The organism is Mycobacterium yunnanensis (assembly GCF_025823185.1).
GTDB lineage: Bacteria > Actinomycetota > Actinomycetes > Mycobacteriales > Mycobacteriaceae > Mycobacterium > Mycobacterium yunnanensis.
This window is the reverse complement of the sequence record NZ_JACKVK010000013.1, coordinates 249,950-263,182: the sequence shown is the minus strand read 5'-3', so window position 1 is coordinate 263,182 and position 13,233 is coordinate 249,950. Positions and strand designations below refer to the sequence as shown.

Sequence of the window (13,233 nt, the reverse complement as noted above, 5' to 3'; positions counted from 1 at the left end):
CTGACGGCCGACGACGCCGACTTCGCCAACGTGATGAAAACTTGTGTCGTGCACCGTAACTGGGTAAGGCGCGGGGCGCTCTATCGCGCTGCGCGAGCGGCGACCACATCAGCGACGTGCCGCCGACTTGCGGGTGCTCCTCCTCGGTGCGGGTCGCGTGGGCACCCTCTGCGTGGTCTGCGGATCCGCCAAGGCGGGCGTCGTAGCGATGGCCGGCGCAACCCATCGGTGCAAGAAGGCTCGCAGCTCGGGGCCCTGATGCGGCGGGCGTCCCGGGTCGATGACCAACGATTGGAAGATACGCAGCATGAACTCGACCAAGCCGTCGAGATCGCCGTCGGCGAAGCCAGCCTCGTGCCAGTCCACGGCGAAGCGGCCTAGTAACGAGCGTCCGAAGGACAGCGCCATGTCGGAGGTAACTCCCGCGGAGAAGGCGCTGGCCTTACCTGGGGTCAAGAGGAGGCCCAGGTATCTCTCGTGGGGGAGTCGTTCCAACGTGTGGGCGATGCCCTCGACGACCGCTTCGGCCGGATCGTTGATATTGCGGACATGTCGGGTCAAGCTGTCGAGGAATGGGCCCACTTCGGAGACCGAGGTGGCGAACAACAACGCCTCCGTGCTCGGGAAGTAGCGGTATACCGTCTGTCGGGTGACACCCACGTCCTTGGCGACGTCGGAGATGCCAAAGTCCTTACCCGAGCGATCAATCCGTCGTTTCGCGGCCTCCAGGATGCGGGCAATCGCCTCGTCGTCGTCTGCCGGGGTCGTCCCAGACCAACCGTGGGTGCGCATCAGCGGTCGAGATCGCAGTCGGACATGGGCGCAACGCTACCGCGGGTGGCAGGCTCCACACGGCCATGCAGAATCTTGAGACCATGCACATAGTCGGAAGTGTATGGTCGGGTTGTTGCCGTCGAACGTAGGAGACCCGTGAGCATTGACAACGAAGTCCACACCGGTGTCTGGGACACCGAATTGACCCGGCGGGCGCTGCGGGTGGTGCTGGACGAGACCACCGAGATGGCAGACGAGGTGCTGCGGGTGCCGCTGCACTACTACCGCGACCCCAAGATCACCGAGATCGAGGAAGCTCAGATCCTGCGCAATACCCCTCTCGCGATCGTCTCCAGCGCTCAGGTTGCCCATCCCAACGACTACGTCGTCAGGTCAGTGCTGGGTGATTCGTTGCTCGTCACGCGAGACAAGAACGGTCGCAGCCACGTCTTTCTGAACTACTGTCGCCACCGCGGTGCGATACCCGCCTGCGGTGCCGGCAGCGCGGCCCGCTTCACCTGTCCCTACCACGCGTGGACCTACAGGAACGACGGAACTCTGTTCGCCGTGCCGGGCAACGCAGGTTTCTCCGGGATGGACAAAGCCGACTACGGGCTGGTCGAGCTACCGAATCAGGAACGCCATGGGTTCATTTGGGCGGTGCTCAGCGCTGACGCCGACATCGACGTCGACGCTCATCTGGGACCTCTCGCCGCCGATCTCGCGGCGCTGGACTATGCGTCGTTTGGTTATCACGACTTTCGCGAGTTCACCTCCGAGGTGTCCTGGAAGGGAGCCCTGGAAGCCTTCGCCGAGGGGTATCACTTCCCCTTCGTCCACGGCGAGAGTGTGATCGGGCAGAACGCCATGGCCAACACCTCCATCCACGACGCCTACGGCAAGCACCATCGGATGGGGTTCCCGTTCAACTGGATCACCAACGTGCAGAACGATCCGACCGCATCCCTGGATGTTCGAGACAACATGGGCGTCATCTACTGGATCTATCCGAACCTGATCCTGGCGAACAGTTCGGTGGGTGTGGAGGTCATCGACATCCTTCCCGCCGGATCCCCCACACGATGCACGGTCCGGCACAGCTGGCTGGCCCGCATGCCCGCAACGAACGAGGAGACCCGCGCGGGCTACGACATGATCTTCAACGCCGTACACGCTGCCGTGCGCGATGAGGACTTCGTGATGCTGCCCCAATGCGGTGAGGGGGTGCGCCATGGCCAGCACGACCACATGGTCATCGGCCGCAATGAGATCGGTGTGCAACACATGATCCGCACCTTCGCCCACGAGCTGGGTGTCGCCTTGGAGTGAAGGGTGGCGGGGCGTCGAAGGTCGTCAGGGCCACCGGCGCGCCAAACCAGTGAGCTACCGCGGCTTTGCTGAGTCCCCGCATTGGGCAGCCAGCACAGGTCGCCTTTCCTACAGAGTCCAATGGCAGGGTGTACGTGCGAACCCTCTCGGCTAGGACTGTCGGTGCGCTGACTGCTGGCGACGTGTAGTGCAACGTGCCGAGCTAGCGAACCAGATGGTCGCGCTGGCCACGGCGACCAGGAGGGCGGGATGGGTGGCGACGACGAGGACCCGGTCCAGCCGGGTCATCTCTCCGACCGCTGCTCCCATCGCCGCGGCGTGGTTCGGGTAGTCCGTGTGCAGCTCTTGGGCTTCGCGGAACACCCAGGCGGTGAACCACATGAACACCACCAGATACGTCGCGCCGACGGCGGCCGCCCAGGCGACGCGCCCGCGCCCACGGGTTCGGGCGGTCCGATCCAGCGCCCACGCCAGCAGCGGCACGGACCACACCCAGTGGTGACCCCACGCCAGTGGCGGGACGGCGCAGGAGAGCAGACCGGCGATGGTGAGGGCCAGCAGACGTTCACCCGCGCGTTCGGCACGTTGGGCGGCGAGCAGGGCGAGCCCGCTGATGAGCACGACACCCGCCAGCCACCACGCGATGGGCATCGGACCGGGGGAAGCCATCGTGGCGACGATCCCCCCGACGGAGTAGTTGCCGACGTGGGTCAGCGGTCCGATGCGGTCGGTTTGAAAGGCGGCGTGCAGCCAATACGCGGCCGAATCGCTCGGGAGGATCAGCCAGCCGAGCGCTACGGTGAGCGCCGCGGTGCCGGCCGCAACGGCCGCTGCCCGCCACTGCCGGGTCAATAGAAGGTAGGGGATGAACACGACCGCCGTCAGCTTGATCCCAGCTGCGACGCCAACTGACCACCCGCGGAGCCGAGAGTCGTTGGCACGGGTCACATCCCATGTGACGACCGCCATCAAGACCAGGTTGACCTGACCTTGCCAGAGGGTTCCCCGAACGGCCTGGACGTCTAGCGTTACGAGCGCCAGCGCCACACTGAGTAGGAGCAGGCGCAGCTCGGGCCGCCAGCCCAGGGTGGTGGCGCACCGCCAGATCGTCGCGACGAGCGCGGTGAACGACACCAGCAGCCACAGTGCCTTCGCGACCGCGGAAGTTAGCAGCGCCAGTGGGAGGAAGGACATGGCCGCGAACGGCGGGTAGGTGAACCAGCCGCCGGGCGGCAGTTCCGCGGCATAGAGCGGTTGGCCGTGCAGCACCTGTAGTGCGCCGTGACGGTAGACCTCGAGATCCCCGCCGTTGGTGAACAAGCCCATTCGGGGGCCGGCGAGGAACGGCACCAGGGTCTGGTGGACTCCCACGGCGACCACTGCCGCCAGGCCGGCCGCGGCGACCGCCGTCCACGACAGCGTGCGGCGGTCATCGGGGTGGCTGATCAAGCCCGTCCTTCGTTGGGCGGTCTAGGTAGTCGTTCAGGTACCCATTAGACACTGACGCTGGTTGGCCGTACGTGGACATCGGTCAACTGCTCGGTGCTGGTACGGGGCGGACTCGAGGCAGGCAGGGGTCACCTCACACCCCGCCATCTGCGAAAGTAGACCTCGTGAGTGATCAAGGGGCGGGGATTGGGTCTTGATCGTCGCGAAGCTGTTCAGGTTTCATGTCGAAGGCGTTCTGCACGTTCTTGTTTCGTGATCCCAGCCCGTCGGTGGTCTTCTTCGTCCACGGCGCCTCTATGAGGGACTTCGTCTCTTCGATCATCGACGTGGGCTCGAGGTTGCGGTAGGAGTCGATCTCTCCGGCGGCCAGTGCGGTGAGCGTGGCGTAGACCGGTTCGGGATTGAACTGGGCTCGCGGGAAGGCCAACTTGGAGTAGTCGTAAAGGCGCTGGGTGGGATCGTCGTCCCAGCTCTCCCACGTCTGGAAGATGCGATCGTTGAAACCGGTGAGGAACGGGCCGGGGTTCATCGTCGCCACTTCCACGCCGAATTCCTGCAGTTCGTCCTTCATGCTCTCGGCGATCGCTTCGACGGCATGCTTGGACGCCGAGTAGATACCGGTGAACGGGTTGACGTTGAGCCCCTCCCGCGACGAGACCCAGATGATGCGTCCGGTACCCCGTTTGGCCATCTGCTTGGCAATGCCCTGGGTGAGCAGCAGCGGGCCGGTGACGTTCACTTCGAACTGGTGGCGGATGTTCTCGGCGGGGACGTCGACGGTTGATCCGCCTTCGCCGACGCCGGCGTTGTTGACCAGGATCTCGACGCCCCAGTCGAGAGCTTTGCGGCGATCGCCGTCGTCGGTGACGTCGAGCTTCTCCACGTGTAGCGTCACACCGCGCTGGCTGGCCTGCCGCTTGAGGGTTTGCACCTGGCCGTAGATCTCGACCGAGGCAATGACGTCAAACCCCTTCTCGGCCAACCGCATCGCCACCTCATGACCAAAACCGGTTCCAGCACCGGTAATCAACACCTTCTTCAGCACAGAGCCGCTCACGGTAGCGCGTCCTTTCCAGACGAGACTTGTCTATCCTGGCAGGGAATGTTGCGAACACGTTGTTGCACAACTAAATCCAGCCCAAAGGGCGAGTGCGCCGTGATGCGCAGAGGTGCGCGGGCCGGCGGAACGCTTGGTGGGCTGGACTCCATCACGGTAAGGGAGGCCAACCCGCCGGTAAAGGACCCAGTTGCACACGGTCGTTGTGCAAAAATGCACGAGTGAGCGAACGGAACGGGGCGCCAAGTCGGGTCGACGTCAACAAGGTGCGAGCCGATGACTTGCGCATCCTGGCCGCAGTGGCCAACACCGGTCGGCTCACCAAGGCCGCCAACGCTCTCGGCGTCGATCACTCCACCATCTCGCGACGACTCAACGCCCTCGAGAAGGCGTTAGGAGGAAGGCTCGTCGAACGGGGACCTGACGGTTGGGACCTGACCCCCCGCGGTCGCTCCATAGTCCAGCACGCCCGCGCTATTCAGGCGGCAGTCGAGTTCGCCGTACGGACAACCGTGGAATCTCCGCCCGGCAGCCTTGACGGCACAGTTCGAGTCGTCGCGCCGGACGCTTTCGGCGCCTTGTTCGTCACGCCGGCACTCATGCGGATTCGGGAGCAACATCCCGCGCTCGAGGTCGAATTAGTCACTGGCGCGCGGTATTTGACGCTGAGGAACATCGGCTTCGATCTTGCCTTCACGGTGGGCAAGAGACCTCACACGACATTGGTCACCGAGCATCTGTGCGACTACGACTGCGGTTTCTACGCCAGTGACTCGTACGTGCTGAAGCACGGTGATCCCGCAACGCTGTCGGAGTTGAGACGGCACCCTCTCGTCTATTTCATCGAGTCTCTGCAGACGGTCGACGAAATCAACCTTCAGGACTATGTCGAGGACGCGCCGCCGATTGGTTTTGCTTCGACCAACATCTTCGCCTTGCTGGAGGCCACGCGGCACGGGGCCGGGATCGGGCTCATCCCACGGTTCGTCGCAGCCACCGTTCCGGAGATTCGTCCCGTTGGTCCCCCTCTGCGACCCAGGCGTGTGGCGGTGACACTTGCCGCACGCAAGGACGCATTCGCCCGACCCGACGTGCTCGCAATAAGAGATGCGGTTCGCGACGAAGTGCGGATCCGCGGTGACGAACTCGTGGGGCGGCAATGAACGACGTAGACGGGGCGGTCACATGACCGGGACCGCTCATCCACGGATCTTTCGACCCTGGTTGGCCCGGGCGGTGACACGTTGAATCGTCGACATGGGATCTCAACAGATGGACGTACCGAACCTGTCCGGCACGTTGGCGGTGGTCACCGGCGCCAGCGACGGGCTGGGACTGCGGTTGGCGGGGCGCCTCGCCCAAGCGGGAGCGGAGGTGATACTGCCGGTCCGAAACGAGCGGAAGGGGGCCGACGCGGTCGCGTCGATTCTGCACGAGACGCCGGGGGCGACGGTGTCCACGCGCCGACTGGACCTGTCGTCGCTTCAGTCGGTGGCCGACCTCGCCGGGCAACTGCTGGCAGAGGACCGGCCCGTCGACGTGCTGGTCAACAACGCCGGGGTGATGACGCCGCCCCGGCGACAGGTCACCGTCGACGGGTTCGAGCTGCAATTCGCCACCAATCACCTTGGCCACTTCGCCTTGGTGGCGCAGATCCTGCCGCTGTTGCGCAAGCGTGGCGCCAGGGTGACCACGCAGTCGAGCATCGCTGCGAACCAAAATGGCATCCATTGGGATGACCTGCAGTGGGAGCGCAGTTACTCGACGTCGAGGTCGTACTCGTCGTCGAAGATCGCGTCGTCGCTCTTTGGCATGGAGTTGGACCGCCGCAGCAGATCTGGCGCGTGGGGGATCACGAGCAATGTCGCGCACCCCGGGGTCGCCGCCACCAATTTGCTTGCCGCACATCCCGAGATGGGCAGAGCGGGCGACGGTATCTCGGTGCGATTGATCCGTACCCTCGCGCGGGTGGGAGTTCTCGGTACTGCAGAGACGGGAATGCTGCCTGCGCTGTACGCGGCGACTAGTCCTCGCGCCGGCGGCGGAAAATTCTACGGCCCAAGCGGTTTCATGCACCTGCGCGGCGAGCCGGCAGAACAGCGGCCGTACGAGTGCATGGCGGACGCGCCGGCGGCCGCGCGGATCTGGGCCATCTCCGAGGAGCTCAGTGGTGTGCGCTTTCCCGAATGAGTGTTCACTGTGACGATGGACCGCAAGCAGCTCGCCGACTTCCTGCGCAGCCGCCGCGAGGCGTTGCAGCCCGAGGACGTCGGGCTGGGTCGAGGCCAGCGACGGCGTACCGCCGGACTGCGGCGCGAGGAGGTCGCAGCCCTGAGCGACATGTCCGCCGATTACTACAGCCGTCTCGAGCAGCAGCGCGGACCGCGACCGTCCACCGAGATGCTGGCCGCGATCGCCCGCGGGCTTCGGCTGTCACTCTCCGAGCGGGATCACCTCTTCGGTCTCGCCGGGTTTGCCGCCCCACCGCGCGGAGCAAGCTCCGATCACATCGGCCCGGGGCTGATGCGCATCTTCGACCGGCTCGCCGACACCCCGGCCGAGATCGTCACCGCGCTGGGTGAGACGCTCGCGCAAACCCCAGCGGCCGTTGCGCTTTCGGGAGATCTGACCAGCTTCCCCGGGTTGCAGCGCAGCATTGGCTATCGCTGGTTCGCCGACCCGCACGGCCGGGACCGCTACCATCCCGCCGACCATGACAAGCTCTCGCGCGGCTTCACCGCGAACCTCCGAATGGCCTACACCAACCCCGCGACCCGCAGCCGTGCCACCGCATACCTCGAGGCCCTCCTCGAGTGCAGCCCCGAGTTCACCGAACTCTGGCATCGGCACGAGATCGTCGACTCCTACGACCAGGCCAAACGCATCCTGCATCCCGAACTCGGCCTGCTCGAACTTCAGTGCCAGGTGCTCACCGATCCCGATCAAGGACACTCGCTGCTCGTCTTCACCGCCACCCCCGGAACGCCGAGCCACGGCAACCTGGCGCTGCTGACCGTGGTCGGCCACCAATCGCTGGGCCACACGAACGCCGAGTAGTTCATCGCTAGTCCAGGTCGGCGAGGGTTCGTCGCGCGGCTTCGAGTTCGGCTTCCAGCGCGGCCACCCTAGCGGCCTGCTGCACCCGAGCTTCTTCGATGACCTCGTCAATCGGCGTCGAGAGATCGTCGTGCAGTTCCTTCGCCGCCCGTGAGACTGCGGCCGCGGCGACGGCGAGGTCGCGCGCCAGGAACGTGTTGCCCTGCCTGAGCTCAGCGCGCCACTCGCCGTCGGCCGTGCCCGTGACAGTCAAGGTCAATTCGAGGGTCTTGGCCTTCCGGCCCGTCGACTTCCGTGGGGCCTTGACGGGGCGGGCGTCGGAAGACGGGACCTGGGGGGACGGGGCCTCGGTCGACTGGGCTTCGGGCATCAGGGTGTCTGCGGTCATCGGTGCGGTTCTCCTTCAGACGGGTCGCCCGCGACGAGCGGGCCGGTGCGCGACCCATTAGAACACGCGTTCGAGGCCCGGGGGCCAGCGGTCCAGACGCCGACGACGGTGGGGCGCCGGGCTCGTGTGACGCTGCCCCCGGGATGTCTCCGTCCCCGCCCGAGGACTCACCCCGCCATCGTCTCTTGTTGCTTGACGGCGGTCCGTCGGGGCTGGCATGGCGTCTCCCTTAGCGGGCGACCCCGTGTTGCCGGCGTTGAATTTGCACGCTGCCGCTCTGCCGTCCGGTCTCCGTACCGATGTCGTTGAGCGGCCCACTGCTCAAAACCATTCCGATGCAATGGTTTTGGAAGCCAAACTGTGACCGAATGTCGTCCCCGGAGCTCATTGTGGTCGCAGGTATCCACTGTTAACTTCGACCAATCCAAGGCCCTAGACCCGGCAGGATCATCATGCACTTGCGCCCATCACGCTGTCGTCCAGTCCGAATTCGAACCACGTCCGGTGCCGTGCAATGTGCACTCTTCATGGCGCTACCTACCGCCGCGGCCCTCCTGCTCGCGCCCGCCACCAGGGCGACGTTCGAGACGACCCCCACTGCCTCAGATGAATTCAACGGCAGCCGCGGCTACGCGCCCGACGCTGCGATCTGGGGCTATGACCTCGGAGGTGGCGGATGGGGCAACCAAGAGTTACAGACCTATACGAAATCGCCGGCGAACGTCAGTCTGGATGGCCAGGGGCACCTGGCCATCACCGCTCTGCGGTCGGGGGCCGGCTACACCTCGGCCCGGCTGAACACCAGCGGAAGGTTCGCCTTCACCTACGGCCGTGTCGAAGCCAGCATCAAGATGCCGGCGGGCAAGGGGCTCAACTCGGCATTCTGGATGTTGGGGGCCAGCAACGGCACCGTCGGTTGGCCAGCGTCCGGCGAAATCGACGTGGCGGAGTACCTCGGTAACGGAGCGAGCTATCACGTCGGGCTGCACGGCCCCCCGCTGCAGTCCAACGCGGCTGACCCGTATGCGCAATGGCAAACGGGGGCGGACCCGTCGACGGGGGCCAATCTGAGCGCCGGCTATCACAGCTACTGGGTGAACAAGGAACCCGACCGAATCTCCGTGGGCATCGATGGCATGACGACGGGCATGGTCGCGCGGTCGGACCTGCCCGCTGGGAACGCGTGGGTATTCAACACGCCGTCCAACATCCTGCTCGACGTCGCGGTCGGCGGGAACTTCGCAGGAGCGGTCCCGTCCGCCACGAAGTTTCCCGCCACCATGCTGGTGGACTACGTGCGTTTCTACGCCTATACCGGGCCGTCGACGACGGCTGTCCCGGCGGCGAACGTCACCGCGGGTGATCCGAGCGCCGAAGACGGCGGTGGTCACCACCGGTAGGGCTACACTCGCCGGAATGTCCGGCGAAGAGGTGCCCTGCCGATGTGGCCACTCGAATGCTGCGCACGAGCACTACCGTGCCGGTTCCGATTGTGCGCTCTGCGACTGCCCACGATTCCAGGCGTCTCAGGCAGCTCGATAAGCCTCGACGTCACTGCAACCCAGCCCGGTTGAATGCGAAGATCGTCGTCACGTCGTCTCGTTCGTGAAGCGTCCAATACGGGCTGCGCCCCATCCGGTCGACGAAATCAGCGACCGCGTTCGGACCGGAGATGCCGTAGTACTCGAGTGCCCGCACCGCTTGCCGATCAACCACGACGTAGGTGTTGCCGGCGAAGGACGCGGCCGCCCTGGTCAATTGGACGAACTGCCCGGCCGATAGATAGTCCTGTTTCAAGCTGGGTGCCACACCGAGGATGGTTTGGTCGAAATCCTTGTCGCGCTGCGCAAACCGGACGTAGTCCGATGATGCCCTGGTCGGCAGCCCGACGGGATAGAGGCTGAAGATCCTGACTGGAGCCGTCTCGCTGGCCATCAGTTCGTTCCCCATGGTCACCTGAGATCGGTACTGAGTGACCAACGACCACAATCCGTAATACCCCTGTAGGCCCGCGGCGGTCGCCACGCACCCGAGAGTGACCGCGCCGGTGAAGACGGATTGGTTGAGCAACCGTCGGGGGCCCTGCATCGTCACGGCTTTGACGACCAGCGGAGCGATGAGAATTGCGCACCCCGGCACCGCGTACAGGTAGACCCGGAAAATCGCCTCCCCGCCGTAACTCTGACCGAACAACAGGGCGAACGAGCTGAATGCCAACACGGCCGCAATCAGGCTCGGTTTGCCTCGGCGCCACCACACCACGGCACACACGGCAGCGAGAAGGATGACCCCGGCAGACAACGACCTGCACGTGACCGACGTGAAGACCTTGCCGAAGGTGCCGTCGAACTCGACGTTGCTATTCGCATTCGCCAGGGGGTTGAACCCCGACAGGATTCCGTACGGCGCAATGATGGGAATGCGTGGGACTAGGTAGGCAAGCAGCAATGCCATGAACGGGATCGGCAGCAAGCGCGGGCGAAGCCGCTTGGTCACACCGAGGACGATGGCGACACCGCACACCCAGTATGGGGTCAGCTGATGGAGGGGCACCAGGGTCGCGAACAGCGGTATCGAGAGGTAGCCGGCAGCGGGCCTGCTTCGGGATGTGATGAGAAGGGCGAAGATGCCCAGCGCCATGACGAAGGCAATCGCCTGCGGCGCAAAGTAATCCTGACCCACCCAGTTCACCAACTCGGCGAACATGGCGGCGGTGAGTGCCGTCCGCGAATCGTGCCCGATGAGTCGAGCGATTGCGAAGACCTCCACCGCGATCAGCACGTGTACAAGCGGTGTGAAGACGTGTGCCACTTCGATCGATCCCACACCGGCGACGTCGCCGAACCACGCGAACGCGGTGAAGAAGCCGGGCCACTGACCGTAGATGTCGGGAGCGGCGGGTAGCTCGTGGGTGCGTTGGACGTAGTCGATCACTCCGAGGTGCTTGTACAACCACCCATAAATGGGGACGTCGGTCACGAGGGTGACCGTCAGTCGTTGGACGACGATGGCCGCCCCTAGTGTCAGCGCCGCGGTACGTAAACGATCCTGCCGCAACGCAATCCCGAACGCCACGACGACGGCGAGCGTACAGGCGACGAGCAATGGCCCGGTGCCGACGAACAACAGGCCGAACTGCGAGTACGGCACGGCACGCAGGCCGCTTAGGGTCAGCGACCACGTGACCACCGCGACCGTCAGCAGCATCAGCGCGGGATTGGCCCGAATGGCACCGCCGACCACGACCGAGCGAGCCCGCAGGTGTCGGGCGGTCACCGCGGTCGGCCGACGAAGTACGGGCAGCGGCAGACTGCGTGCATCGCGAAGAAGTAGCCCGCCCACGACCACGAGCAGCGCGGCGACCAGTTGCGTTGGAGCCCAGAGGTGCAACCACGCCAACATCGTGGTCGTCCCCGCTACCACCGCCATACCGACAATCGGGACCACCGCGATGATGGCGGGTAGGGGGAGCGTCACGAGGGTCACGACGGCCATCCCGGGCCCGATGAGGACGAACGCGGCGAGTAGTACGCCGCGCACCGCAGGCGGTAGGGGTGCAAGTGACATCATTCCGCAGCCAAATACCAACGGTCCCAGCCACTGCCACGCGCTCGCAGGCATCGATCGGTGCCTGCCGGCGTGGCCGACGTCCTCGCCGGTCGACACCCGGGGCCTCTCGACGGTTGCGGCCATGTCCTTCGTCACGACGTCACCCGCACCCAATCCACCAGCATGGTGGACTCGGTGGGCGTCCGTGATGTCGCCGGCCCCGGGTACTTTCCGCCAACTGCGACGTTGAGCAATAGGTAGAACGGCTGGTCGAATACCCACGTCTCGTGTGCATCGACGTCGGCAGCGGTAAAGGCGCACGTCACGTGCTGGTCGACTCCCATGGAGATGCGGCCGGGGGAGCGTTGCACCCAATAATCGTGAAAGTCGGCGGAGAACGGGTCGTCGCCCACCGTGTTGCCGCTGAGCTGATAGTCACCACCCGACACCGTCGGGCCGTGAAGCGCGCAGTTGCTCGTCATCGCATCGTTGATCGTCTCCACCACGTCGATCTCGCCGGACCGTGGCCATCCGACGCCGTCGATGTCGGTGCCCAGTAACCAGAACGCCGGATGAATGCCGTCGCCTGCGGGGACGCGTATCCGGGCTTCGGCGCGACCGTTGGTGAACGCGAGCGAGTTTCGTGTCGTGATTCGTGCCGACGTGAAGCTTCCGTCAGCTTCGCGAACCGCAGTGATGGCGAGGTGGCCGGAGCCGTCAAGCTGCACGTTGGCGCGATCGTCGGTGTAGGTCTGAACTTCGCCGTTGCCCCAGCCTCCGCCTCCGAGGTCGTAGGACCAGGTGTTGGAATCAGGCGCCGAGCCCGACGCCCCGTCGAACTCGTCGGACATGGTGGTGACGGGCCCCACCGGGGCGGCCTTCGCTCTCTCAGCACTGAAACCGGCAAGGGTCACCAACCCGATCGATATCAGTGCGAACGCCGCCGTCGACCTCCGTCCGGGACCGCCTTGACGCTTGCCACCATCGTCCGGCTGAGGTTCTGGCCGCAGGGAGGCTCGTTGATTCGCACCGTCGGTGCGACTACTGGCGACCAGGTGAACACTGCAGACGAAGCCCAGGATGACTGCGTATGCGGACAGACGCTCGACTCCACCGGGGCCGAGGCCCAGTTGCCACTTGTTGGAATAGGCAAAGTAGCCGATGAAGCCCAGGAACGCGAATGCCGCGGCGAGTGCGGGTAGCCGGCGTCGTATGTCGGTGAAGGTGCTCAGGCCGCCTGCCAGTGCGGCACAACTGCCGAAGATCAAGAAGAGCGTGGCGCCGAGCGAGTGCAGCGGCCAGTTCGCCTTCGACGTCACCAACCCGACGATCACGGCGCCGACACCCGCCAGGAGGAGGAAGGTCGCCCCGATGAGGCGAGCCGAGCCGGTCGGCTGTTCCCACACCGCCGCCGCGGCCAGTGCACAACCGAGAACGACGAACGAGATGTTGATCAGAAGGGCACTGCTGCCACAGGGGGCCAGTCCGGTCGGGCCGCAGTAGGGTAAGCCGAGATCGCTGATGAAGTTCCTTGAATAGCTGTAGTTTCCGTCCCACGTCGCGGCCACGACGAATTCGCACACGAAGAATTGAAGTGCGGCCGCCATCAACACGATTGGCCGCAGCGTCG

Annotated in this window: 11 protein-coding genes; 5 read left to right on the top strand and 6 right to left on the bottom strand. The window is 65.1% G+C overall.

Annotation, left to right across the window (positions count from 1 at the left end; translation table 11 throughout):
* Positions 1-108 precede the first annotated feature (108 nt).
* The gene (locus H7K45_RS24885; protein WP_263998731.1) at positions 109-792 is read right to left on the bottom strand and encodes a TetR/AcrR family transcriptional regulator; all 684 of its coding nucleotides are present in this window, start codon (positions 790-792) and stop codon (positions 109-111) included.
* Between the two features lie 144 nt (positions 793-936).
* Between H7K45_RS24885 and H7K45_RS24880 the strand changes: the two genes are divergently transcribed.
* Positions 937-2,103 carry an aromatic ring-hydroxylating oxygenase subunit alpha gene (locus H7K45_RS24880; RefSeq protein WP_372512662.1) on the top strand — a complete coding sequence of 389 codons (1,167 nt, stop codon included), beginning with the start codon at positions 937-939 and terminating at the stop codon, positions 2,101-2,103.
* A gap of 150 nt (positions 2,104-2,253) precedes the next feature.
* Here H7K45_RS24880 and H7K45_RS24875 read toward each other — a convergent pair whose 3' ends face one another.
* Positions 2,254-3,552, bottom strand: a complete 1,299-nt coding sequence (locus tag H7K45_RS24875) for a glycosyltransferase 87 family protein (protein WP_263998729.1) — start codon at positions 3,550-3,552, stop codon at positions 2,254-2,256.
* 172 nt (positions 3,553-3,724) lie between these two features.
* Complete coding sequence (locus tag H7K45_RS24870) at positions 3,725-4,609, bottom strand: SDR family oxidoreductase (protein WP_263998728.1); 885 nt, start codon at positions 4,607-4,609, stop codon at positions 3,725-3,727.
* 281 nt (positions 4,610-4,890) lie between these two features.
* On the opposite strand from H7K45_RS24870, the gene H7K45_RS24865 reads away from it, so the two are divergent.
* The 3 genes from H7K45_RS24865 (at position 4,891) to H7K45_RS24855 (ending at position 7,666) form a co-directional block, all read left to right on the top strand.
* Positions 4,891-5,772, top strand: coding sequence for a LysR family transcriptional regulator (locus H7K45_RS24865; protein ID WP_263998726.1), 882 nt, complete (start codon positions 4,891-4,893; stop codon positions 5,770-5,772).
* 94 nt (positions 5,773-5,866) lie between these two features.
* Positions 5,867-6,799 (top strand): SDR family oxidoreductase, encoded by a 933-nt coding sequence (locus H7K45_RS24860; RefSeq protein WP_263998725.1) that lies wholly within the window; start codon positions 5,867-5,869, stop codon positions 6,797-6,799.
* A 15-nt stretch (positions 6,800-6,814) separates the two neighbouring features.
* Positions 6,815-7,666, top strand: coding sequence for a helix-turn-helix transcriptional regulator (locus H7K45_RS24855; RefSeq protein ID WP_263998724.1), 852 nt, complete (start codon positions 6,815-6,817; stop codon positions 7,664-7,666).
* Between the two features lie 7 nt (positions 7,667-7,673).
* Here the strand turns inward: H7K45_RS24855 and H7K45_RS24850 are convergent, their stop codons facing one another.
* A complete protein-coding gene (locus H7K45_RS24850; RefSeq protein ID WP_263998722.1) occupies positions 7,674-8,054 on the bottom strand; it encodes a DUF6319 family protein in 381 nt (126 codons plus the stop codon).
* A 527-nt stretch (positions 8,055-8,581) separates the two neighbouring features.
* Here H7K45_RS24850 and H7K45_RS24845 point away from each other — a divergent pair.
* Entirely contained in the window at positions 8,582-9,454 is an 873-nt protein-coding gene (locus tag H7K45_RS24845) for a glycoside hydrolase family 16 protein (RefSeq protein ID WP_263998721.1), read from the top strand.
* Positions 9,455-9,605: 151 nt separating this feature from the next.
* On the opposite strand, the gene H7K45_RS24840 is transcribed toward H7K45_RS24845, so the two are convergent.
* Positions 9,606-11,759, bottom strand: a complete 2,154-nt coding sequence (locus tag H7K45_RS24840) for a hypothetical protein (RefSeq protein ID WP_263998720.1) — start codon at positions 11,757-11,759, stop codon at positions 9,606-9,608.
* Positions 11,756-13,210, bottom strand: coding sequence for a DUF998 domain-containing protein (locus tag H7K45_RS24835; protein WP_263998719.1), 1,455 nt, complete (start codon positions 13,208-13,210; stop codon positions 11,756-11,758). The genes H7K45_RS24840 and H7K45_RS24835 overlap by 4 nt, the downstream gene beginning before the upstream one ends.
* Between the last annotated feature and the right edge of the window lie 23 nt (positions 13,211-13,233).